The sequence below is a fragment of the Nostoc sp. TCL26-01 genome (assembly GCF_013393945.1).
Classification (GTDB): domain Bacteria; phylum Cyanobacteriota; class Cyanobacteriia; order Cyanobacteriales; family Nostocaceae; genus Trichormus.
Genome location: NZ_CP040297.1, coordinates 1,909,577 through 1,934,788, shown reverse-complemented (window position 1 = coordinate 1,934,788; position 25,212 = coordinate 1,909,577). Strand labels below are relative to the sequence as shown.

The window sequence follows — 25,212 nt, the reverse complement described above, 5'->3', positions numbered from 1 at the left end:
CCACTTTTGGCAGAAAGACTCAAATAGCTAATAAACCATTGAGATAAGCACAACGAATAGAGAGGATGTGATTAACACTATCAACATTCCACTGTGCGCCAGAAATTTTAATCCTCGCACCAATTTGTTTAATAGCAGATTCAACTGCGCCAGAACCAATAGAACAAAGTTGTTCAGCCTGGTAATAGGCATAATTGACAAGACGAGAGCGATGTTTTTCAAGATAAGCAATGAAGTTCTTCGCTTGTTTACCTCGGCAATGAAGAAATAAAGCTTGAGTTTCTTCTATCTGACCTTGCCATAACAGCGTTTCAGCAGCTTTAAGCCGTTTTAAAGAACCACCAACTTTATAGAGATTTTCTTTGAGGTGATACCAATCCAAGATTTCCCAACGCTCAAAATTTTCTGTTTTACCAAACTCTTTGACTAGATTCCACACGCCATCATGACCATCCCCCAAGCACACTAACGGGTTAACCAGACGTTGGCTATTGACATAATCAACTAATGATTGGTTGTCATCAAAAAACGCACCATAGTAAATCCCTTGCAGACGAACGGTTTTATAGTCTCGCCAGTAACAGCCTGCTTTCGGTTTACCTCTGAGTCGGACTTTTCCTCCATCTACACTGACTTCTGAAACTGCTTGTTTTGCAAATGGTAGTTGAAAATCTTGTGACAGCACTAATTTTTGTTGCGTTGAGTGACCCACTTTGACTCCTGTCAATGCCTCAACTTCAATTTCTGCTTTTTGGTATGATTCGTTAGCTGACAGCCTTAAACAACACTTTTGAAGTAATGGACTTAACCGGGTTCTTGGCTTCAAACCCAGTTTCTGTAACTGTTTGGCTTTAAGAGTCAGTTCCCCCACTAAGCTTTTAATTTTCCTGGTTTTACCTACTTTTGTTCCAGTTTTTTGTTCGATAAAAAAAGGGCTATTTCTGGACTGACTAGTTCTAATATTTGACTCCGAACTGTTTTTTCTATACTTTCGAGGTCTGTCAGCTTACTTTTATCTGCTTCTTCATACAGTAGTGTTGACAATTCTTGTAAACAGGCTTTGATTCTTTCTTGTTTATCCTGGTTCATGGTAAGTCATCCACACTGTTTTATCTGTTGTTATATTCTCCCAGAACCTGTATATCTTCCAAAAGTGGATGCTCCCCAAATTAGTGATGCGATCGTTGATCGTTTTTTACAACAAGACCCCTACGCCAGAGTTATTACCGAATGTGCTGCATCTACAGGAATCGTATTTATTGCTGCCAGATTTGCACCCAATACTAATGTAGATTTTACGAATATCGCCAGACAAGTTATTGATCATGTAGGTTACGAACAAAAAGAATTTAATGGGAGAAATTGTAGTATTTTAACTAGTTTAAAAGAACTACCTCTTGACCAATATCATTTATTCGATGAACATAAATTATCTGATGCAGAAATCGAGCAAATTACAGTCACCAACCAAGTTACCGTGTTTGGTTTTGCTTGCAATCAAACCTCTGTACTCATGCCATTACCAATATGGTTAGCGCATAAACTAGCTAGACAAATTAGTGAAGTGAGAAAGCAGAACATTTTAAGTTATCTGACTCCTGATGGCAAAACTCAAGTCGGAGTTGAATATAAAAATCGCCGACCTGATAGAATCCACAGTATCACAGTTGTCGCTAGTCAACGTAAAGCAGGAAAACCAGAACTCCAGCAATTACATGATGATATTAGAGATACAATTATCTATCCAGTATTTGCAGATGAAGAAATCAAACCAGATGACAAAACTAGAATTTTTATTAATCCTGATGGGGAATTTATTGTTGGCGGCCCGGCGGTGCATTCTGGTTTAACAGGTAGGAAAAATGCTATAGATACTTATGGCGAATATTCTAAACACAGTGGTTCGGCTTTAAGTGGTAAAGACCCCATTAGAATCGATAGAGTCGGAGCATATATAGCCCGTTATGCTGCCAAAAATATTGTAGCTGCCAACTTAGCTGATGAATGTGAAGTACAACTAAGTTACTCTATTGGACTTTCTCGACCTGTAAGCGTGCAAGTAGAAACTTTTGGCACAGGAAAAATATCTGATGAAGACCTAACAATTTTATTAGAAAAACACTTTGATTTCCGACTAGCTGGGATTTTGCAACAGTTTAATTTACGACATTTACCATCATTAACTAAAGGGGGATTTTATCAAAAACTAGCCGCTTATGGTCATGTGGGGAGAACAGATATCGAGTTACCTTGGGAAAAAACAGATAAAGTAGGTGTGTTTTAACCAGATGAAATAAATGGCGATCGCACTAAAATAAAACCAGAGTTCAATAGCTATACGTCAGGGTATTTGCATCTTGGTATACCAATACAGTTAGCATTTGGTCAGATCAATAATGCAGTGTTAGCTTATCGCTGTATACCTTACGATAGAATATAGAACAAAAATAGTATTGTTTTGTAGAAACTTGAAATGGATACTCTAATTCAAGAACTCGACACTAAACTTCGCCAATGGCAGCCTGACATAGTTAAACAAGTGAGAGAGAGCCTTGTACAGATTATTGAATTAGCAGATCAAGATGCTCTAGATATCCTTCGTTCTAGAGTAGTTGAGCAAGAAGTATTGGATCTAATTGATGAATCCGAAACTTGGTGAAGTTTGGTTGGCAGATTTGGGGCTTGCAGCCAAAACACGCCCTGTCATCATTGTGTCTCGCTATGATCCAAATCCACCAAGAGCTTTGGTTCTCTATATACCTGTAACGACACAAAATCGAGGAAGCGCATACGAGATTGAGCTACCCACCTTAGCATTTTTGCGGCAAGGCTCTGTTGCGAATGTGCAAGGTATAGGTTCCATCCCATCTATGAGACTGGAGCGTAAACTTGGGGAACTTTCCGAGGAAACAATCCTCAAAATCAAACAAGCTTTGAGATTTGCTCTAGATTTAGCAGATGATATCCAGGAGGATGAAACCTCAACTAGATATGATGTGTAGTCTAGTTAATTTGGTTTTCTCGGCTGGGAAATATCCAGCCGATTTTTGACTAGAAGTTGCTATAGTTAGCGATCGCTCCCTTTAATTTATCCACCACTTCATCTACAGATATAGCGCCTAATTCCCCAGATGCACGGGTACGGACACTCAAGGAATTAGTTTCGACTTCCTTCGCTCCGACAACTGCCATTACAGGTATTTTATCCTTTTCGGCGTTGCGGATGAGTTTACCTAAGCGATCGCCACTGACATCAACTTCAGCACGAATCCCTAAAGCTTGCATCTTTGTTGCCACTTCTTTAGTAAAATCTAGTTGCAGTTCACCCACAGGCAACAACCTGATTTGCACTGGCGCTAACCACAAGGGGAAATCACCTGCATACTCTTCGATTAAAATCCCAATCAACCGTTCCAAAGAACCAAAAGGCGCACGGTGAATCATCACTGGACGTTTACGGGAACCATCTTCAGCCACATATTCTAAATCAAAGCGTTCTGGCAAGTTGTAATCTACTTGTACAGTTCCCAACTGCCATTCTCGCTCTAGAGCATCGCTAACGATAAAATCGAGTTTCGGCCCATAAAATGCAGCTTCCCCAATACCTTCAAAATGTTCCATTCCTAAGGTTTCTACAGCTCGACGGATGGCATTTTCCGCTTGGTTCCAAGCTTCATCCGAACCAATGTATTTATCGCTAGCTGGATCTCGGAAACTCAGCCGTGCTTTAAAACTCCCCAATTGTAGAGTCTTAATCACTGACAAGATCAAATCCACAACTTTGAGAAATTCACTATCCAACTGTTCTGGAGTGACAAAAATATGCGCATCATCTTGAGTAAAACCACGCACTCTCGTTAAACCGCCTAATTCTCCTGATTGTTCGTAACGGTAAACAGTGCCAAACTCTGCCAAACGCATTGGTAGTTCCCGGTAAGAACGTAACTCACTCTTATATATTTGGATGTGGAAGGGACAATTCATCGCTTTAAGAACAAATCCTTGTTCTTGTGCTGCGGCTACTTCATCCTCTGCCATCATCGGAAACAAATCATCTTTATATTTCTGCCAGTGTCCAGAGGTTTTAAATAAATCCACTCTGCCAATGTGCGGTGTGACAACCTGCTGATAGCCACGTTTAATTTGTTCTTGTTTGAGAAAGTCTTCTAAAATACTCCGCAACAAAGTCCCTTTAGGAGTCCACAAAGGTAAACCAGGCCCCACTTGCTCGGCAAAGATAAATAATCCTAATTCTTTACCAAGTTTCCGGTGATCACGTCTGAGTGCTTCCTCTTTCCGCCGTTTATACTCAGCTAGTTGTTCGGGAGTTTCCCAAGCAGTAGCATAAATCCGTTGCAGTTGCGCTTTAGTTTCATCTCCACGCCAATAAGCACCCGCCACACTTTCTAAGTCAATAGCTTTTGGGTTGATTTCACTGGTATTTTCTACATGAGGCCCCGCGCACAAATCCCACCACTCGTTCCCCAAATGATAGATGGTGATTGGTTCCTGTTTAATGTCCGCCAGGATTTCTAATTTATAAGGTTCCTTGATTTCTTGGATGCGGCGTTCCGCTTCTTCCCGACTCACTTCTTCTCGAACTACAGGCAATTTGCGGTTAATAATCTTCACCATCTCTTTCTGGATGGCTTTGAGATCCTTATCACTAAATGGCTCTGGATTATCAAAGTCATAATAAAATCCATTTTCAATCCAAGGGCCAATTGTCACTTGTGCCTTGGGAAACAGCTTTTGTACTGCCATGGCCATCACATGAGAGGCGGTGTGACGAATCTTTTTTAATGTTTCTGATTCGCTGGTACGCGGTAAATACATTTTTACAGGTTGTTCTGGCTGATTGGAGTCTTGATTAGGCGACATCGGCTGCTGAACCATTAGCGAAGTAATTGCAAATGTAATTTATCAATTTAAGTTCTAAAAATCTACCCAGATGTTCTGAGTTGTCTACATTCTAATCAAAAGAGGATGGGGGTGTGGGGGTGTCGGGGTGTCGGGGTGTGCGGGAGTGCTGAGTCATGAATATTCATTAATTATTCCCCTCTGCTCCTCTGCTCCTCTGCTCCCCTCCTCCCTATCCCCTATCCCCTATTCCCCATATAAGTTTGTATTCATGACTACAGAAAATCATTAAATATTTCTAAAGAGAGAGCGTATACTAATATTAAGAAACGTAAATAGAGTTAATATTAGTAAAGAAATTAGAAGTATCCTTCTCATTTATGCCAGACTCAAATACATCAGGAGCCGATCTAATGAAGACGGTTCTGGAACCACTGTTAGAAGATTTTCAGTATTGGTTTGTGCGATCGCGTGACTTTCTGGAAACTGAAAAGCTCTCATTTATGGATGAACAAGCGCAGTCAGAATTGTTATCGCGCGTTAAGCAAGCTCAAGAAGAACTAAGTGCGGCCATGATGCTGTTTAATGCGACTGAGGGACAAGTCGGAATTGATATGACAACACTCATGCCTTGGCATCAATTAGTCACAGAATGTTGGAACGTAGCAGCACGCTTTCGTTCTCAGCAAGCTGCATAATAGCCAGCACACACATCTCGTTTGTTGCCATGTTACGAAATTCTTAACATTGTTTTAATAAAACAATAATGTATCCTATGCTACAATAACTTGAATAAATGTTGACAAATTTCTCTACATATACATAAGTACACTCTGGAAGTTTCAGGTATTTACACTCGCCAATGTTGAAAGCATAGGCGAGACAAAGCGTTAAAGTATAAAGTTTTAAAATTTGCTGCCCCTGGAGGAAAATCTGATGTTACACCTGCTTTACATTCTGGCTTTCACAATTCTTGCTGTCGTAGCTGTAGCTAACTTGATTCGTAACTTAATTATGTTTAGCTTTGACCGTGAACGGAGTTATCCGACACGAAACTACCAAGGGGGAAATCAGGGTGGATTTGGTTATTTAGGAGCAAATAGACAATTTACACCACATCCAGAGTTATTAGATAACACAGGTAAGTTAATCAAAGAACCTCTGTTAGTAATGCGTTCAATTAATGTTGAAGATGCACGTCAGCAACTTGATGCTATTTATGAATCTTCTCCAGGGCGGAAAAGTGAAAATTCAGAAGAAGCGTAAATTAAGCAGATGTAGCTTAGAACTCCATTTAGATTAAGTTTATTTTTGTGATTTTTTAAGCATAGTATTTGGATTCGATCTAATCCTGAAGTTGTTCTAGCAACAACTTCAGGATTTTTTGTGTCAGCAAAAATATCAGTTTAATATTTTGAACTTTTTTATGTAGAAAGATTTCTCATATCAAAAAGAAGTTTATTTCCCAAGATATTATCAAGTAAGCTAGAAGTTAATCATACAATTGACTCAACAATGTTAAAGACATTTAAGGCTTGGTTAAAAGGAAACAATCTAGAATGGATTGATGACATACCCGAAGTGGAGGATAAACTAATTCAAGTTCATGTGACATTTCTGGAAAATGAACTTGCCTCACAGAAAAAATCTCGCGGACAAAAAATGGCACAGATATTAGAAAATTTGGCTGTTAGTGAACCTCTAACTAATATTGAGCCAATTGCTTGGCAGAAAGAAACCCGCCAAGATCGTTCACTTCCAGGATGAGAAACAGTGCTTCTTGATAGCAACATCATCATCTACTCTGCTCAACTAGAACATATTCAACTGAGAGAACTAATTGCTGAGTATGCACCAGCAGTATCAGCATTGAGTTATTTAGAAGTATTAGGTTATCACTTGCTGACAGAGCTACAGCTTCAGTATTTTGAGGATTTTTTTGAAGTTGCTTCAGTTTTACCAATATCTCAAGACATTTTAAACCAAGCAGTAATTTTACGACAACAAAGACGAATGAGTGTGGGAGATGCGATCATTGCTGGGACGGCATTAGTCTATAGAATAACTCTAATAACTAGAAACACTGATGATTTCCGGTGGATTACGCAACTTGAATTATTAAACCCATTTGAGACTAGATAATAATATCCTGTACGGTTAAAGACTTACCATTAATGTAGGTTAGGTGTAAAGCAGTGAAATCCAAAGATGATGTTGGGTTACGCTCCGCTACACCCAACCTACAAGAGAGACTACAAGAGAGACTACAAGAGAAAATGACTTTATTTACTGTGCGTTTCAGTTGTTAATTCCTAACACTAGAAGGAGTAGAAAATAGAAAAATTACTACTCCTTAGTGCTGAGTTTAAGCTTCAATCACTACTCTTAAATTGCCCCGTTTTTTAGCTACGCGACAAGCTGTAGTCCCGCCAGAACGCTCAAATTCCAAATCTAAGACAGTAGTACCGACTTGCAGATTGTGTAATGATAAACGATTGATTGATTCTGGTAGAGCTGGATCGATAATTCGCAAGCAATTATTTGGCGCATCTGGGACTAAATTGACAATCATTTGTAAAAGTTGGAAAATGCTGCCAGTAGCCCAAGCTTGAGGTGTACAAGCTACAGGATATTGTACAGGAGCGCGATCGCCATTGCGTTCGTAACCACAAAATAGTTCTGGGGGACGCTGGTAAGGTTGCTGGCTAGTCATGTCAAACAAACCTTGGAAGATTTCTAAAGCTTGATCAATTAAACCGAGCGATCGCAATCCCATCGCAATTAAAGCATTATCATGGGGCCAAACTGAACCAATGTGATAACCCATTGGATTGTACGCTGGCGATAAACTACTCAGAGTCCGAATACCCCAACCATTAAACATATCTGGTGCGCGTAACCTTTCCGCCACACTGTAAGCTCTTTCCGGTGTAAAAATCCCTAAAAGCAAGCAATGTCCAGGATTAGATGTAATACTTTCCACGTGCTTACCTTCGCCATCCAAAGCCAAAGCGCAGAAATCCTGTTCTTCTATCCAAAAATCTTGGTTAAAACGCTCCTTGAGACTTCTGGCTTCTTCTTGCCAACGATCTGCTAAATCCAAGCGTTTCTTCATCCTAGCAATTTCTGACAGGCGAGTTTTAGCAGCGTAAACATAAGCTTGTACTTCACTCAAGGCTATGGGGCCGTTAGCTAATTCTCCCTTACGGTTGACAATACAATCACCAGAATCTTTCCAACCTTGGTTATCTAGACCTCGTTTCGATTTACGGTAGTAGGTAAGATAACCACTTTGGCGCATATTCCGATCAATCCACTCCATCGCCGCTAAAGCATTCGGCCACAGTTGCTCTAGAGTTTCTCTATCATGTGTCCAAGCATAGTATTCAGAATACAGCATCAGCCAAAGGGGTGTGGCATCCACTGTACCATAGTAAGGTGTATGAGGAATTTCCTGACACCTGGCCATTTCTCCTAAACGTAACTCGTGGAGAATCTTTCCTGGTTCCTCCTCCCGCCAATCATCCTCATTTTTGCCTTGGTAAGTTGCCAACAACATCAAGGTTTCTTTGGCAATTTGGGGATTTAGCATCAGGGTTTGGGAAGCGGTAATCAGGGAATCTCGCCCAAATAAAGCTGAAAACCAAGGTACACCGGCGGAAACAGTCTTGTATTTACCAAAAGACTGACGTAATAAATACATATCCTGCTCGGCTCTTTCAATTACCAGATTAAAAATGCTTTTATCAGCACGAATATTGGTAATTTGTTGCACCCAATTTTGTTCTTCCATCAACTCGGATGCTTTCGCCTGTACTAAAGTCAACGCCGCACCCACACTAGAACTAGCGGTGTTGTTAGTTAACATATTTACCCGATAACCTAGCTTTTGGGTAGAGTGAGAAGGTAACTCTAAGCGCCAAATGGCTGTGTAACCCTTGAAATCGTCTGGTTGACGGTGTTGGAATTGGATACGAGATTCCATCACAAACCCTTCTAAACCTTGATATGCCAAAGTTAGAGATTCTTCTCGATGAGGTGAGGGTTGTGTATATACAGGTACGCTATCGCCGTTAAAAGTTGCTCCTTCTTCAACAGCTGGTTCCACTAGGCGTAAAAGTTTACCTCTTTTGTCTCTGTCGTAACCCCGAACTTCAAACAAATCCACAAAATCAGCATCAAAGCTGATACTAAGTTCAAAAGTTACAGTAGTGGTGCTGTAATTTGCTACCTCAATTTCTTCAAATAGAGCGCCATTGAGAACCATTTCCCGCCGGATACCCAGAGTATCAGCTTTCATTCCTTCGTCTATTCTGGGATTGGTACACAAAACCGACAGGGAAAAACCTTTCTCCGCAGTACTACTGAGAAGCACAGGCGATCGCCCATCAATTTGTAACTCCAAACGACTAAGAAATCGTGTGTCACAGCAAAATAGTCCCATACTAGGGTTGCCCCCATCACTGAGGGAACAACCAGATATATTGCCTATGGTGTCTGTGACTAAAAATAAATCATCATCTTTTACTGTCAGAGTGGGTTGTGGTCTTTCGCTCACCACACAAGGCCACTCTGGAATCGGTAATTGCTCGGCAGGAATAAAAGTTTTGCCATCCAAAACGATTTTGTCCGGGTGAGTCAGCGTATCCGGTGTCATTAGCCAAAATTCCCTGTACAGGTCTAAATTTTTACAATGTCAATAGTCAATAGTCAATAGTCATTGGTCAATGGTCATTAGTCAGTAGTCAATGGTTAGAGGCAATAGGGAATAGGCAATAGTCATTAATCAGTAGCAATTCTTATTCTCTCCTGCTCTCCCATTCCTCACTCCCTCACTCAGTGAGAAGTTGCAAGGAGGGTTTCCCTCCGGGCAAACTTCGGTGACTCACCACTCATTACTCAGCGCTCCCCACATCATGTCAATGGAAAATCTAACTTAAAATTACATTACAAATCTTTATAAATTTATATCGTCTGCGTCTCAAGTCAAGTCTGAAAAATCAGGATTTTGACTGGACTTATCCTCAAATCAAACAACAAGAACCTTAATAGCAGGCAATTATCAACTAAGATACAACATTATCTAATTTGTGGCTGACGACTAATCAAATTCTCAATAGCCTGATAGCAGAGCTGTTCGAGAATGTATATTGGGCTTAGTAGTATATTTGAGAAAAAATCACGATGTTAGTCCTGCCGTCTGCTCTCTACCTGCCGCTATCCCAGCAAAATACTACTAATGCCCTTGTGGATGGGTAATTCAAAATTATTTACATCTTGCAACTGCCTATTTTAGTTTAGAGTCCGTTGTAATTTGTACAATGCAGCTGTGACGTGGATCTTATTCAGATTGCGCTTCTTTAAAAGATATTCATGAGCATATCGACTTCCGTGCTGAGTGATCTGCTAGAGTCCTTACCTTACCTGCGGCCCCAGCTATATTTCAAAGCTTCACTAACGGCGCTCTCCCACGCAATGGAAGACCAGGTTTTGGCTGCGACTTTAGACCAGCCTCTAGTAATTGCTAGCTTTCAACGAGAGAGATTCTATCGCCAAGAAGCTCACCGTTATCAGCGTCTGGCGCAACGAAGTAATCAAATATACGTTCTGTCAGCACCAGAAACTGAGTTTACCAATAGTTCGGAATACTATGAAAAGGTAGCTTTTGAGCCAGAAGATGCTCTGACTCAAGAGTGGCATTTAGTGGTTGTAGCTGATAATTATGCTACTTGCCTAGTTTGTCGGGAAAGCCTTGGCTCCATCGCTAAAAATCAACAAGTACCGGATTTTAGCCCCAGCCTTTTAGATATGGATACAGGGCGACGATTTGAGGGTATTTGGACATCAGAACGAGGGGTGAGCATCAAAGCAGCTCAACTCTTACTAGAGAGAATTTTGGTTTATCGCCCAGACTTGGCAAAAAAAGTTACACAGGCTTGCCAACGGTTTGGAATTGGTCAAACTAAAATTTACTCGACTGCAAATGTCCTCACTGAATATGCTTGTGATATCGATACTGACCCCTTTGTCCAGCGCTTAGTTACTTATCTACAAGCGAGTCAGTACAAATTACACAAAGCTTATCGTTCAATTGCGGCTCAAGCACGAAAGGAACGTTTAGTCAACTCAATTAGTACAGCAATTAGGCGATCGCTCGACCCCCATGAAGTACTACAAATCGCGGCGCAAGAACTGGGACAACACTTAGGAGCCAGTCGTTGTTTAATTTATCGCGCTCAAGCGACAGATGCCGCAGCGACAATTGAACATGAATTTTTGACTCCTGGTGTAACCTCAATCAGTGGTCAAACTTGGCAGTTAAGTGAAAATCCTTTATTTGCAGAAGTTGTAGATCATGGTGAAGGTGTCTGTATTAGTGACACACTAAACGACTTCCGTGTCAATAACTCCCCAACGCTGTCCTTAATTGCCAAAAAATTGGCGATTCGTTCTTGGTTAATAGAACCAGTGTTATTTCAAGGACGAATGTTAGGCATTGTGGAACTGCATTACTGCAAAGTACCACCACACCAGTGGCATCAAGGAGAACTGGATTTAGTCGAAGCGATCGCCACCCAAATCGGTGCTGCTCTAATTCAAGCAGAAGCTTACGCCAACCTAGAAGAACTCAACCAGCAACTAGAAGCCCTAGACCGCACGCGCAGCAACCTGATCGCCATCACAGGACACGAACTCCGCACACCTCTATCCACAATTCAAGTGTGTCTAGAAAGTCTGGCTACCGAACCCGATATGCCTGTGGAGTTGCAACAGGTAATGCTGAACACGGCTTTGGCAGATTCAGAACGGATGCGGAAACTAGTACAAGACTTCTTAACCCTATCAAATTTAGAAAGTGGTCGCGTAGAATGGCATCCCGAATCCTTAACCCTACAAGAGTGCGTCGATTTAGCCCTCAGTCGCCTCCGCACCAGGCCACCAGCAGAAAAACCACCCGCCATCAAAACTCAACTAGACCAAAACTTGCCTTTAATTAGGGCTGATGGTGATTGGCTTGTAGAAGTATTAGCAAAACTCATAGATAACGCTTGTAAGTTTACGCCATCACAAGGCGAAATCCACATCAGCGCCACTCCCAACCTGAATCAGATGCTAAAAGTCACAGTAGCCGATACGGGGCGAGGAATTGAACCAAACCGCCTAGAAATAGTTTTTGACCGTTTCTATCAAGAAGAGGGTGCATTACGCCGTACAGCAGGCGGTACAGGGCTAGGTTTAGCTATTTGCCGCCAAATCGTCACCGGCTGGGGCGGAGAAATTTGGGCAGAGTCAAGCGGTAAAGACCAAGGCAGCCAATTTCATTTCACCATCCCCATTGTTCAAGGTAGCCAAGAGGAAACGCGCCCTGTCAAAAGTAAAGGAGTGGGAAAGAAGGGGACAAGGGGAAAAGAGTGAGGGAGGGAGTGAGGGAGTGCTGAGTGCTGAGTGCTGAGTGCTGAGTAGAAGTCGGAAGTCGAATGACCAATGACCATTGACCATTGACCATTGACTAATGACCATTGACTAATGACCATTGACCATTGACCAAGAACTGTTACAGACTATAACGCGATCGCAATATGATGGTGATGGCGGTGTTACGATGCCCTAAAAACGTTGAGAGAATCCCTTATGGCAGAAACCCTTTCTGGAAAAACTCCCCTATTTGCTGGTAGCACCGGCGGCTTGCTCACAAAAGCAGTAGTAGAAGAAAAATATGCGATCACTTGGACTAGCCCCAAGGCGCAAGTTTTTGAACTGCCCACCGGTGGCGCGGCTACTATGCACCAAGGAGAAAACCTGTTGTATATAGCTCGGAAAGAATATGGTATCGCTTTGGGCGGACAACTCCGTAAATTCAAAATCACCGACTACAAGATTTATCGGATTTTGCCCAACGGTGAAACAACTTTCATCCATCCTGCTGATGGCGTATTCCCAGAAAAAGTGAATGCTGGCCGGGAAAAAGTTCGTCACGTTCCCCGCAGCATTGGCGAAAATCCCAGCCCTGCAAAAATCAAGTTCTCTGGTAAGGCTACCCATGACGTGTAGAAGCTAGGGACTGGGGACTGGGGACTGAGGACTGGGAACTAGGAAGAAGCAGGGAAGCAGAAATATTACATTCTGATGCAATCAATGCTCATACCTAATCTCCAGTACCCCATACCCAATCCCCAGTACCCAATACTCCAATTAACCTATGATATTTCCTAATTTCTCCGAATTCTCTCAGTTAGCTTTGCAAGGTAATTTTGTGCCAGTGTATCAAGAATGGGTAGCAGACCTAGATACACCAGTTTCGGCTTGGTACAAATTTTGTGCGGGACAGCCTTATAGCTTTTTGTTGGAATCGGTGGAAGGTGGGGAAAATATTGGTCGCTACAGTCTGGTTGGGTGCGATCCTGTTTGGGTTTTGGAAGCAAGAGGTGAGACAACGACTCAGACAAACCGCGATGGTTCACAAGTGGTTTTTTCTGGTGATCCTTTTGCGGCTTTAGCTCAATGTCTTGCACCATATCAACCAGTTAAATTACCCCAATTACCCCCAGGAATCGGTGGTTTGTTTGGGTTTTGGGGTTATGAGTTGATTCGTTGGATTGAGCCACGTGTACCTATACATCCACAAGACGATCGCAACATCCCTGATGGATTGTGGATGCAGGTAGACCACCTGTTAATATTTGATCAGGTAAAGCGGAAAATTTGGGCGATCGCCTATGCGGATTTACGCAACGTAGAGGTTTCAGATAATGGTGATGTAGAGACGTTGCATGCAACGTCTCTACGGGACGCATATCAACAAGCGTGCGATCGCGTCACTCAAATGGTAGACAAATTATCATTACCCCTATCGCCGCAAAAAACCATCTTAGAATGGACACCCCCCAGCAATACTAAAATCGGGGAAACACAAGCATATAACAGCAACTTCACACGCACAGAATTTTGTACCAGTGTAGAAAAGGCTAAAGCCTACATCAAAGCAGGTGATATCTTTCAAGTAGTCATTTCCCAACAACTCTCAACTCAGTACAACGGCGATCCTTTTGCGCTGTACCGTTCTCTACGTCAGATTAATCCTTCGCCTTACATGGCTTACTTTAACTTCCAGGATTGGCAAATCATCGGTTCTAGTCCGGAAGTCATGGTGAAAGCCGAACGGGATACAGAAGGAGAAGTAATCGCCACAGTGCGCCCCATCGCGGGGACACGTCCACGGGGAAAAACAGCCAGAGAAGATGCAGCTTTTGCTACCGATTTATTAGCAGATCCCAAGGAAATCGCCGAACACGTCATGTTGGTCGATTTGGGACGCAATGATTTAGGACGTGTTTGTGCTAGTGGAAGTGTTAAGGTTGATGAATTAATGGTAGTTGAGCGCTACTCTCATGTTATGCACATTGTTAGTAATGTGGTGGGTAAATTAGCCGCCGATAAGACTGCCTGGGATTTATTAAAAGCTTGTTTTCCCGCAGGTACGGTTAGCGGCGCACCCAAAATTCGAGCAATGGAAATTATTAATGAGTTAGAACCGAGTCGCCGGGGTGTGTATTCTGGTGTGTATGGATATTACGATTTTGAAGGACAATTAAATAGTGCGATCGCTATTCGCACAATGGTCGTGAGAAACAATACAGTTACTGTACAAGCCGGTGCAGGGTTAGTAGCCGATTCTGAACCAGAAAAGGAATATGAAGAGACGCTGAATAAAGCTAGAGGGTTGTTAATAGCTATTCGCTGTTTACAGGCTGAAGATAGGGAATAGGCAATAGGCAATAGGCAATAGGTAAGAAGTTTCTCCACTGGTGCTGATTTTTTTCAATAATCAAATACTAGTGCTATGGACTACGCCAACAAAAATCAAATAGGCATCCTCTAGAAATTCATTTAGCAATATCTTCAAAATCAGTTAAAGCAAAAGCAAACTCTCGAAAAGCTGTTTTAATTAAATCTTCTTTCGTATTCCGATTTAAAGCAGAATCACGGATGAGGTCAGCTAACTCTATAAATAGTAGAGAAAAGATAAATCTATCTTGGCGATCAACTTGTTTTAAACAAGATAGTATGAATTCATACATTTCTGTTTTTCTAGGTTTGCTTTGTTCTTCCCAAATTTGCAACCCAAGACGAAATGTTTTTAAGCGTATCTCATTGATATTGTAGGATACGTCCTTGTAGCGAACCGATACGCGCTGAGGCATTTCCATAGCTTGAACATATATATTCACTGTATAGTAATTATTCAGCTATATCTAATTGCATCCGGAAGAATATGTTTTCAGAAACAGCTTTTTGGTTTTTAAAAACAGTTATTAATCTGCTAGTTGCTGTATCAAGTCATTTAGACTGAAGAGCGAAAATTGAGAATATGTTGCGATGTAATTTGTGGTTGTTCTAAATGGGGAATATGACCACAATTTTCAATCCAGATAAGTTGACTCTGAGGAATTGCCCGGTTAAATCTTTTACCATCTTCAGTCCCCAAAATCTTATCAGCATCACCCCACAAAATTAACGTTGGTGAGACAATTTCGGCAAGTTTTGTAAATCGAAAAGCTGTATAACCACCACTTTTAGTAAAGGCAATTAAAGCCTCACTCCAACTAGAACTTTCTAAATGTAAAGCCCCACAGTATAAAGCATCAACAGTAGCAAAACTGGGGTTTTTATAAGCAGCACGAGCAACGAAATCGCGTACTTTAGGACTACGCAAAAACTGAGATGCTAAATAACCCAATGGGGGAAACATGAACTTACTTAAAGGTGAACCCCCTTTCAACCCAGCACTGTCAATTAACACCAATTTGTGTACAACTTCGGGATAGGTGAGAGTGAAATCAATAGCTGCTGCACCTCCCATCGATGCACCTACTAAAATCACAGGTTGGTTAATCAGAGTTTTCCAGAAATAATATAGGTGGGTTTTAATGGCAACAGGACTAAATTGTATCCCTGAAAGCCTCTGTGTAAATCCAAAACCCAACAAATCCACTGCCCAAGTTTCGTTTTCTAGGGCTAGGAGTGGCAAAAGACGACGGTATTCTAATACAGAACTATCAAAACCGTGAATTAATAAAATTGGTACACCACCACTACCTTGACACACATAGGTTGTAGTGATTAATTGATTACTCAAAGGCGTAGCGATCGCCTGAGTTTGGATACTCTGAGCTAGAGCGATCGACTCTGATTCAGTAAGTTGCCCAACGGTGGCAGGTAAAAAGCTAGGAAACATGAAGTGTATTGTATCACTAATTAGTCAATGGTCAATAGTCATTGGTCATTAGTCATTAGTCATTAGCAATTCTTACTCCCTCACTAGCTCCCTCACTCCCCCACTCCCTCATACCAATTTCCTTTAAATGTGAAACAGTAGAGACGTTGCAATGCAACGTCTCTACATAATTCATGTGTATCATGATTAACGTGAAATGGTATCACTCCCTCACTCCCCCACTCATCACTCAGCACTCAGCACTCATCATTAAGATACTTTCGACTGCTGCCACAAAATGAGTTGCAATTGAGAGCAATAGCAAGTCCCATTACTCATTTCTGGTTCATTGTTAGCTATCCAATCATAAATTTGTGCAGCTTTGGCAAATGCTACGCTTTCTGAACGATAAAGCCGAGGGGTAGGACAGAAAGCTTCGCCGTTGATGTGTATAGCGACAATCTGCCAATAGTCACTCTCTGGTACAACTTCCAAAAACCCGTTACTGTAAGGCTCAATTATTCCTATGTTCATCTACAACCATCGAACTTTAAATTAAGGCACAACATTAGATCCCAGCTAATTCTTGCAAGGAAAAACTGGAATCAAGAGGGAATACAGTAGCAACCCTCGTTAATGATTGTGTGTTTGTGGTCGATAGAAATCTGAATAATAGGTCACTTTTCTGGTTAATCTTAGGACTCTTTGTGTCTTTGTGTCTTTGTGGTTAAACAAAGCTCATCAAATCTTGGGTGATTTTAGCAAACTGAGTAGCAACAATGACCAAGGTATTTTCATATCGGGTACGAGCCAAGAATATTTTCTTAGTCCAGGTATGCTAAATGGTACTAGAAAGCGCAGGGAACGCAATGATACGGGTAGATTGCCATCTTGATCTACTAGTCCGTATTTTTGAGCTATTTCGGCAACAATTTGGACTTTGCCTGTACGCTGGATGATATTTGGTTCTGCGGCTAGCTTGGCGATCGCTCTACCTGTGAGTAGGGGAGTTTCCCAATTATATCGTTCAGCGATCGCAGAATTTCTTTGGTTGGTCAAATCATTTTCATTCATTGCCTCAGCGAGGCGAGAAATATGTTCAGTCCCAACAATACCTGGCCAAATAGAAACAGATGCCACATTGTAGGGTTTTAATTCTACTGCCATATCAGCTGCCAGGCGATCGCATCCTGCCTTACCTGCACCATAAGCTGTACCAAATATATATGACATTCCGCCCCAAGAAGAAATATGACAAATCAATCCTTTTTGGCGTTTAGTCATGATTTGGGCAGCATAAATACTCGCAACATAGTGACTACGCAACCCAACATGATTACAAGCGTCCCACAAACTCGAATCAAAATCCCAAAAGGGATGCTCTTGGGCATCACTTAAGGCTTGGACTCCAGCAAAAGCATTATTCACAAGTAAGTCTAGATTGCCATTTTGTTCATCTTGGATACGTGCAAAAAGCGATCGCACCTGCTCATCATCACTCTGGTCAACCTGTACAGGAATACACACACCACCTGCGGCTTCTACGGCTAATTTTGTTTCACTCAAACTTCCAGAAACATCATCACCAGAAACCCCATCATTATTGAGTCTGCGTCCTGTAACATAGACAGTAGCACCAGCTTCACCAAGAGCGATCGCAATCCCTTTACCAATCCCTCGTGTAGCACCTGTGACTAGTGCCACTTTTCCCTCAAGATGTTTTATGTTAGTCATTGGTCAATGGTCAATGGTCAATGGTCAATAGTCATTAGTCATTAGTCATTAGTCATTAGTCATTAGTCATTAGTCATTAGTCACTAGTCATTAATCACTATTTTACTAATCCCTCACTCCCTCACTCCCTCACTCCCTCACTCCCTCACTCCCTCACTCCCTCACTCCCCCACTCCCCCCACTCAGCACTCCCCCACTCCCTACTCAGCACTCAGCACTCAGCACTCATCACTCAGCACTCATCACTCATCACTCACTGCCGGTAGGGGGAAGATTTCACCGGCTAAGTAGGACTGAAAGTGTTTTTGGAAATATAGCCAAGATGTCATGTCTTCACCTTCTATAAATGCTTTTGGGGCTTGTTTGTATAAAGGAACGCGAGTATTTATTTCATCTTGGAGTAACTGGGGTAAATCTGTTAGACCTTTAACTTTACTACCAAAAGCACTATAGATTAAATTGCCGGGGCGATCGCTCATTTTCATCCAAGGTAGCCATTGACCGATTCTATCCCAACTGAGTTTTAGCTCAGAGACTGAGAGCAAGTCTGAGTTAAATAAGTCTGCGGTGGGTACGCTGAGTTTAAATAATTCGGCGGCTTGATAAGTTGGATAGGGGCTATATTCAGCAAAGTTAGCATCTTCAGCTAAGGGATTAGGATATGTCGGAAAAATATCAAAGACAAAAGTGGTTGTATCTCCCTCTATTTGGGCAGGAAATTTACCTTGAAAATGTCCTTGCACGGGATTGTTAGCCACATGAATGACTGGGACTATCTGGCCTGTCCAAGGATTTTCCCATTTACGTAAAATTTCGTCGTTTTCTGGGTTTAAATAATATGTTAACTCTCTGGAGGTAAAATCCCAGCTACCTTCTTCTGTGGGAATACAGCGACTGACGCTTACACCCAGCATTTTAAATAGTAGTTTTCTTTTTTCACCGGGAATAAAGGCATAAATTTTACCTGTCCAAGTGAGAAATGTGGATTGATTTGGATCAAGGGAAGAACGAGTTTTCACCCACTGCACAGCATCTAATTCTTGATTTTGGGCAACCATCTATAAAATATCCTCTAACCAACCACTGATATAGCAATCCTAAATCATTCATGGACAACAAGAAACCCGACTTCTTTCTTCAACAAGTCGGGTTTCTTACTTACCCTTCGGAAATGAAAGTAAAATTGGTATTAGATAAAGCCACACGATTAGAAAACAAAGCAATTTGCACCTGTGCAGTCGCACCACTACCATCAGAGTCAAAAGACAAAGCACCAGTAGCTTGATTGTAGATGAAGCGTTGAGTAGAGTTATCAGCCGTACTCCCCAAACGGAATAAACTAGCATCCATTGTCCCAGCTTGACTCAAGCCAAACTCAGAACCCGACAAAAGTACAGTCTCACCAGCTTGGAAATCCAAGATAGTATCAAAAGCACTCAAACTAGCAGTCAAATCAAAAGTATCGACACCACTACCACCAACAAGGGTGTCATTCCCTGAACCACCAACAAGGGTGTCATTTCCCCCTTCACCAGAGAGATAGTCATTACCAATCAAGCCAGTCAGAGTATTATTACTACCATTACCAACTAAACGATTGCTGACATCATTCCCAGTACCATTGAGATTGGCAGTTCCCACCAAAGTTAAATTCTCAAAATTGACGGCTAAAGTTAACTCCACACTAGAGATGACAGTATCTGTACCCTCATTGGCAGCTTCTGTAATCACATCATTAACACTATCTATCTCATAGATATCATCGCCAGCACCACCATTAAAGTTATCATTACCCTTACCACCATCAAGTCGGTCATTGCCAGCACCACCAATCAGGGTATCATCACCATCTTGTCCGACTAACCAGTCATTACCATCACCACCATCGAGGGTATTGCTGGCATCATTGCCGAAGATTTGGTTATTGAGGCTATTACCAGTACCGTTGATAGCAGCGCGACCAATCAAAGTGAGGTTTTCCAGGTTTTCTCCCAGCGTCCAAGTGATAGAAGAGTTGACTTTATCTCTAGTTCCGCCTGTGGCAGTTTCGGTAATGTTATCGTTCAAGCTATCGACAGTGTAAGTGTCGTTGCCGTTGCCGCCAATGAGAGTGTCATTACCAGGGCCACCGTCGAGGTTATCGTTACCTTCACCACCATTGAGAGTATCGTTACCTTCATTACCGTAGAGTAAATCATTGCCATCATTACCGTTGATGGTGTCATCGCCTGCACCACCAAATCCGTAGTCGTTGCCTGTGCCACAGTTGAGGGTGTCATTGCCGGCATTGCCGATGAGGTAGTCATTACCTTCTAAGCCGTTGATGGTGTCGTTGCCATTTGTGCCTGTGAGGATGTCGTTGCCTGATGTACCTGTAATGGGTGGTGTGTCGTTGTCAGTAATATTGACAGTAATGAGAGGAATGATCAGGCTATCGTAGTTAGTACCGCTATTAGCGATCGCATGAGTAATCGTAGCAGTGTGACTACCTTCTACAACTGTGTCATCTACCGCAGTCACAGTTACTGTCTGTTCTACATTCCAGTTGTTAGCGGTGAAGGTGAGGGTATTAGTGCTAGTTGTGAGTTGATTACCTGGATTAATGCTAATAGTGACAACTCCTGTGGGTTGACTATCCAACTTCACTGTGTAAGTATCAGTTGCACCCCCTTCGGCTACATTTGTACTGCCACCAGATTCGGTAATAGTTACACCTGGTAGGTTAATGGCAAATACTGCAACCGTTCTGCTAACTTCATTGGCAGTGACTAACAGAGGTCTGCCAGTGGGACTGTCGGCAGCAGAAATAAAAGTCAATCCTTCCGGGGCAATATCTTCAGGTGTATTAATATACTGAATAAATTGTGGTTGGTTGGGATTGGTGACATCATAAACCATGACATCACCTGTGCGTTCTAAACCGATAAAGGCATAGGTGCGGTTATTGATGACTCCAACGGTAACACCTTCTGGTTCTGGGCCTTTGTTGTCACTGCGGGTATCAAAGGTAGCGGCTGCACCATCGGAGTTAAATAAGGTTGGTGTTTTAGCGGCGGTGATTTGTTCGAGTTGATCACCACTATCAAATACTTGAGTGCCGTTTGAGTTCCAGATGGAGAAAGAACGCGCGCCAAATGCCTCTATCCGATCAATATCTCCGTCTCCGTCAGTGTCCCCTGTGGCGTTTGTTAGTTGTAGCCTTCCCAAGTTGGTGTTTTGCTTGAGGAGAGTGGCATTGGGGAAAGCAGTTGGATCTAAAACATAGCTGGCATTACCAACGCGAACTTCTTCGTTAAATCCTGTGTAGTTACGGGAATCACCTTCGTTAGCAGTGATGTAGTAGGTTTGTCCACTAACTGTGAAGCTGGCGATCGCATCTGGTTGATATAATCCAAATATCGGCCAATTGCGAATATTAATCCCACCATCTTGATCACTGGCATCTAGACCATTACCGGGGAGATTATGATTTTTCGCACCCAAAGGCAAAATTTGAGTGATGGTGGCACTGGCAATATCGAGAATTGCCACCGCATTATTTTCTTGTAAAGTTATCCGCGCTGTTAAACCATCGGCAGCGACAGCAATGTATTCTGGTTCTACATCCTGGGCAACTGTTGCACCAGGGCCAATAATTCTCACCCCAGCTGCTTTGAGAGATGCAATCTGACTGTTAAAGCTAGTGAAAGTGGCAGTTTGCACTGTGGCATTGGCTACACCACCTGAAATATCAATAATACTAACAGAACCTTCTGGATCAACCGAGTTTCCTTGACCATAGCTGTTGGGTTCTCCCTCATTGGCTACCAATACCTTTGTGCCATCGGGTGTAAATGTCAGCATATCAGGCAATACACCCACGAACACAGCGTTTAATGATGTGCCATTAGCAGCATCGTAGAAACTCACCTGTCCTGTGAGTTGTGCGCCTGTGGTGGTGTTCCGAATCGCTTCAGCAACAGCGACAACACCATTTTTTACAGCTACGCTATTAGGAATTAATTCTATACCAGGAGGAGGAACGAGCGTAGGAGTCAAGCTACCAGCCGCAGTCAGAGTACCTGTATTGCTGACGGTATAAATTTCAACTGTATTGCCAGCAACGACGAATAGGCGATCGCTCACAGGATCAAAGGCGGGAATTTCTGCCCCGTTAGCACTGGTAGCACTACCAACTTTAATTAAAAAGCTGGTGTCATTGTTAGTAATACTGATATTTTGGGAAGTCGTCGTACCTAAACTTATACCTGCCGAGGGATTCGAGATAGTTAAGATTGCGGTTTCTGTGCCTTCAGCGATCGCATCATCGGCAACAATAAAGGAGACAGAACCAGAGGTTTGTCCATTGGCAATAGTAATTGTAGGATTGCTCAGGTAGTAATCACTGGCTGTAATTCCAGTTCCCGATACTCCTAAGTTCACAGTTTGATTACCAGACACCGCACTAGCAGCAGTAGCGGTGACGGTGATGATTGTTGTTCCTGCTTCTGTACCAGCGTTGGTATTTACAGATAAGTTAACTGGGGGTGGTGTGTCGTTGTCAGTGATGGTGATATTTTGAGTAGTGGTACTGCCTAATGTGATATTTGCAGAAGGATTACGAATAGTTAATGTAGCGGTTTCTGTGCCTTCAAATACAGCATCATCAACAACTGTAAAGGTGACTGAACCTGTGGTTTGTCCGCTAGGAATAGTAATTGTCGTATTGCTGAGGATGTAATCGCTGGCTGTAATTCCAGTTCCCGTTACAGCCAAATTAACTGTCTTGCTACCAGAAATAGAGTTGGAAGCAGTTGCCGTGACAGTAATTACCGTTGTCCCAGCTTCTGAACCTGTATTAGAACTAACTGATAAGTTGACTGTAGGCGCAGGATTCACTGTCACGTTGGAAGTACTAATTGAGTTATTAGCTTCGTTGCTTTCTGTAATCGTGTTGTTAGGATCAGCAACTAACGTACTAGTACCAAGAGTACCTGCTTGTGTGGGTGTCACATTCACATTAATTTGAGCAAAACTACCCGCGTTAATGCTTCCACCTGTAAAAGTTAGAGTAGAACCGGAAACAGTCAGGTTACTAAACCCCCCTCCTAAAATATTCGCTGAATTATAGGTGAGGTTGGCAGGTAGGGTAAATCTGAGTTCTATGCCACTAGCATTGGCAGTACCGTTATTTTGGACATTTAATGTGTAATTAAAGGGAGTACCAACATAAAGTGGACCCGGAGTAATAATACCGACGTTTAAATCTGGTCGGGGAGGAACATTTACTGTCGTGGCGATCGCCGCCGCACTATTATTACTCTCGTTACTTTCAGTGATAGTATTATTAGGATCAACTATTGCCGTACCGCTAGTTAAAGTCCCTGGGGTGTTGGGGGTAACTTGCACTGTTAAGGTGGCGCTACTACTCGTATTGATATTACCACCACTAAATTTAGCTACTCCACCTGTAGTTCCTGCGTAGGTAAAACCGTTAGAAACTCCAGGAACTCCCACTACAGAAAGTCCAGATGGTAAGGTGAAATCCACTGCCACACCTGAAGCATTCGCCGCGCCACTATTGTTGACGGTGAGGGTGTAGGTGAGATTGTTGCCGACAGTAACGGGGTCTGGGGAATCAGATAAACTGATGGTGAGGTCGGACAGGGGTGGCGGAGTTGGTGCAAATGCTACACCCCGGAAGGATGTATTTGCTGGGGCAGTTGCTAAGGTTGTAAATGAACCAGAAATGTCAGCATCAAAAGCTGTGGTATCTGTAAACTTCAATAGACTATTGCTCTCAAAGTCGGTCGCATATAAATCAACACTACTGCCGTTAATAACTCCAGTTAATCCTGTCAGACTTCCATCAATACTACCTCTGTCAGTCCAGTTTGTGCCGTCGAAAGAGAATTTTAATAAACCAGAAAATAGATCAGCAGCATATAAGGTATCAAGTCCTGGTACACCAGGATTACGGTCTAATATAGTGTAGGCGCTCAATTCCCCAAAAGAAGAAACTACCTCAGTAGTTATCTGACCACTGGTAGTTGGCAGTCCAGAACCAACAGTGTCGATGGTGTTGAAATAAGAAGTATAAAGCTGTCCGTTAAAAATACTAACAAATGTGGCTTCTACTACACTAATTTGTTGATTTGTACTACTACCAAGGATTGTGTAACTAATACCACTAGTATTATTGCCATTGTAAGCACTACCCGTCCAGAATCTTGTGCCATCATCAGTTACAGCACTAAAAATTGGAGTGTTATTACTAAAAGTAGTAGTAGTATCAATCACACCATTAAAATCTACTCTGGCAACAACTCTTTGAATCCTAGAGTTCTCAGTAATATTAGCTGTTCCAGGAGCAGCATCATAACCAGCTAAAGTTAAATAGCGCCTATTCGTCGAAAGATTCAGCCCCCCTTCTGAAAATGAATAATTACTCAGAGTAAAGGTTTGATTCCTACCACTATCACTGGTTGGTAGATTGATTGATTGAAGTGCTGTTTGCCCTGTGTTAGTTGTATTATATTCATCTAAAAATACTGCTGAAGCTGTGTCGAATTCTTCATTATTCACTCTCACGACAACTAAATTCCCAGCCGTAAAAGGTGCGAGAACTGAATTATAAGCTGCCATTGCCCCAATTTGAAACGCTAGAGGGGCAGTAATCGTGCCAGTAGAATATTCTAAATCCCAATCTCCACCTAAAACTACACTACCAGTAGCATCATCAGAAGCGGCTATATCTGCACCTGTGACTTGATGTAGCTGCTGCACAAAGTTTTGACCTGCATTCCCTTGAGCGACATTACAACCATACAGCAGAATATCTGCCCCTGGCGCTAGATAATTTGACCATTGCCCAAGCAGATGACTATAAGTAGGCACAGTCGCCGCATTTAACTGCGCTGTTCCTAGTTGTAAATTGCCTTGTGTACCGTGAGAAACAATGTGTACAGTATCAAAAATGCCTGATTTTAACGCTTCAGTAATTTGTAATATCCCGTCCTGATTTGGGTCAAGTATTACGACTTGAGTATCAGCATTTAACCCTTGAATCAGGTTTTGATAATTGGGAACTGTAGAATCAACAAATAAAATGCCATTCATAGAAAAACACCTCTGGGAATTTTAAAGTTATCGAACAGAATTCAGGAGTCAGAATTCAGTTGGCTATTCTGTACGACTGGTGGATGTAGCTTGTTTCTCCGTTGGCGAAGCCTCTCGTAGAGAAGGAGTTTATAGCAATGTGTAGGGGCAATTCATAAATTGCCCCTACGGGTGTACCTCACGTGAACGAGAACCGCTATAATTGGGTTTAAGATCCCTACCAAATTGAAAATTTGATGGTCTACCCTTCTCTTCTCTACGAGAGGCTGTGCCAACCAGACGCTACGCGAACGAGAGCGCCAAAG

At 42.3% G+C, this 25,212-nt stretch carries 19 protein-coding genes; 10 read left to right on the top strand and 9 right to left on the bottom strand.

Features of this window, described 5'->3' with window-relative positions:
• Positions 1-19: 19 nt before the first annotated feature.
• A protein-coding gene (locus tag FD725_RS08235) for an ISKra4 family transposase (RefSeq protein ID WP_179047673.1) occupies positions 20-1,089 on the bottom strand; the annotation gives its coding sequence in 2 pieces (ribosomal slippage) (positions 20-933 and positions 933-1,089; 1,071 coding nt in all).
• Between FD725_RS08235 and metK the strand changes: the two genes are divergently transcribed.
• The 3 genes from metK to FD725_RS08220 all read left to right on the top strand — a co-directional run bounded on the left by metK (position 1,088) and on the right by FD725_RS08220 (position 3,002).
• Entirely contained in the window at positions 1,088-2,284 is a 1,197-nt protein-coding gene (gene metK, locus FD725_RS08230) for a methionine adenosyltransferase (RefSeq protein ID WP_256871873.1), read from the top strand. The genes FD725_RS08235 and metK overlap by 2 nt on opposite strands.
• Before the next feature lie 189 nt (positions 2,285-2,473).
• On the top strand, positions 2,474-2,659 hold the full coding sequence (locus tag FD725_RS08225; RefSeq protein ID WP_179047672.1) for a hypothetical protein: 186 nt from the start codon (positions 2,474-2,476) through the stop codon (positions 2,657-2,659).
• Positions 2,640-3,002, top strand: coding sequence for a type II toxin-antitoxin system PemK/MazF family toxin (locus tag FD725_RS08220; protein WP_179047671.1), 363 nt, complete (start codon positions 2,640-2,642; stop codon positions 3,000-3,002). Before FD725_RS08225 ends, FD725_RS08220 begins: the two co-directional genes overlap by 20 nt.
• Positions 3,003-3,051: 49 nt before the next feature.
• On the opposite strand, the gene thrS is transcribed toward FD725_RS08220, so the two are convergent.
• Positions 3,052-4,896 (bottom strand): threonine--tRNA ligase, encoded by a 1,845-nt coding sequence (gene thrS / locus FD725_RS08215; RefSeq protein WP_179047670.1) that lies wholly within the window; start codon positions 4,894-4,896, stop codon positions 3,052-3,054.
• 344 nt (positions 4,897-5,240) lie between these two features.
• Between thrS and FD725_RS08210 the strand changes: the two genes are divergently transcribed.
• The 4 genes from FD725_RS08210 to FD725_RS08195 all read left to right on the top strand — a co-directional run bounded on the left by FD725_RS08210 (position 5,241) and on the right by FD725_RS08195 (position 7,002).
• The gene (locus FD725_RS08210; RefSeq protein WP_179047669.1) at positions 5,241-5,558 is read left to right on the top strand and encodes a DUF2605 domain-containing protein; all 318 of its coding nucleotides are present in this window, start codon (positions 5,241-5,243) and stop codon (positions 5,556-5,558) included.
• Between the two features lie 238 nt (positions 5,559-5,796).
• Positions 5,797-6,126, top strand: coding sequence for a DUF2973 domain-containing protein (locus tag FD725_RS08205; protein ID WP_179047668.1), 330 nt, complete (start codon positions 5,797-5,799; stop codon positions 6,124-6,126).
• Between the two features lie 249 nt (positions 6,127-6,375).
• Positions 6,376-6,627, top strand: coding sequence for a hypothetical protein (locus FD725_RS08200; RefSeq protein ID WP_179047667.1), 252 nt, complete (start codon positions 6,376-6,378; stop codon positions 6,625-6,627).
• A gap of 6 nt (positions 6,628-6,633) precedes the next feature.
• Positions 6,634-7,002 (top strand): type II toxin-antitoxin system VapC family toxin, encoded by a 369-nt coding sequence (locus FD725_RS08195; RefSeq protein ID WP_179047666.1) that lies wholly within the window; start codon positions 6,634-6,636, stop codon positions 7,000-7,002.
• Positions 7,003-7,225: 223 nt separating this feature from the next.
• On the opposite strand, the gene FD725_RS08190 is transcribed toward FD725_RS08195, so the two are convergent.
• Complete coding sequence (locus FD725_RS08190; RefSeq protein ID WP_179047665.1) at positions 7,226-9,517, bottom strand: amylo-alpha-1,6-glucosidase; 2,292 nt, start codon at positions 9,515-9,517, stop codon at positions 7,226-7,228.
• A gap of 716 nt (positions 9,518-10,233) precedes the next feature.
• Here FD725_RS08190 and FD725_RS08185 point away from each other — a divergent pair.
• The 3 genes from FD725_RS08185 (at position 10,234) to trpE (ending at position 14,626) form a co-directional block, all read left to right on the top strand.
• Complete coding sequence (locus FD725_RS08185; RefSeq protein ID WP_179047664.1) at positions 10,234-12,276, top strand: DICT sensory domain-containing protein; 2,043 nt, start codon at positions 10,234-10,236, stop codon at positions 12,274-12,276.
• Between the two features lie 216 nt (positions 12,277-12,492).
• A complete protein-coding gene (locus FD725_RS08180) occupies positions 12,493-12,912 on the top strand; it encodes a photosystem I reaction center subunit II PsaD (protein WP_179047663.1) in 420 nt (139 codons plus the stop codon).
• A gap of 148 nt (positions 12,913-13,060) precedes the next feature.
• Positions 13,061-14,626 carry an anthranilate synthase component I gene (gene trpE, locus FD725_RS08175; RefSeq protein ID WP_179047662.1) on the top strand — a complete coding sequence of 522 codons (1,566 nt, stop codon included), beginning with the start codon at positions 13,061-13,063 and terminating at the stop codon, positions 14,624-14,626.
• Positions 14,627-14,744: 118 nt separating this feature from the next.
• On the opposite strand, the gene FD725_RS08170 is transcribed toward trpE, so the two are convergent.
• From FD725_RS08170 to FD725_RS32380, 6 genes are all read right to left on the bottom strand, one after another.
• Positions 14,745-15,068: a hypothetical protein gene (locus FD725_RS08170; protein ID WP_179047661.1), complete on the bottom strand. Its 324-nt coding sequence runs from the start codon at positions 15,066-15,068 to the stop codon at positions 14,745-14,747.
• 134 nt (positions 15,069-15,202) lie between these two features.
• Positions 15,203-16,096, bottom strand: a complete 894-nt coding sequence (locus FD725_RS08165; protein WP_179047660.1) for an alpha/beta fold hydrolase — start codon at positions 16,094-16,096, stop codon at positions 15,203-15,205.
• A gap of 249 nt (positions 16,097-16,345) precedes the next feature.
• Complete coding sequence (locus FD725_RS08160; protein WP_179047659.1) at positions 16,346-16,609, bottom strand: hypothetical protein; 264 nt, start codon at positions 16,607-16,609, stop codon at positions 16,346-16,348.
• A 207-nt stretch (positions 16,610-16,816) separates the two neighbouring features.
• Entirely contained in the window at positions 16,817-17,800 is a 984-nt protein-coding gene (locus FD725_RS08155) for an SDR family NAD(P)-dependent oxidoreductase (protein ID WP_179051476.1), read from the bottom strand.
• Between the two features lie 251 nt (positions 17,801-18,051).
• Complete coding sequence (locus FD725_RS08150) at positions 18,052-18,867, bottom strand: DUF1838 domain-containing protein (RefSeq protein ID WP_179047658.1); 816 nt, start codon at positions 18,865-18,867, stop codon at positions 18,052-18,054.
• Positions 18,868-18,967: 100 nt separating this feature from the next.
• The gene (locus tag FD725_RS32380) at positions 18,968-24,907 is read right to left on the bottom strand and encodes a choice-of-anchor I family protein (protein WP_179047657.1); all 5,940 of its coding nucleotides are present in this window, start codon (positions 24,905-24,907) and stop codon (positions 18,968-18,970) included.
• Between the last annotated feature and the right edge of the window lie 305 nt (positions 24,908-25,212).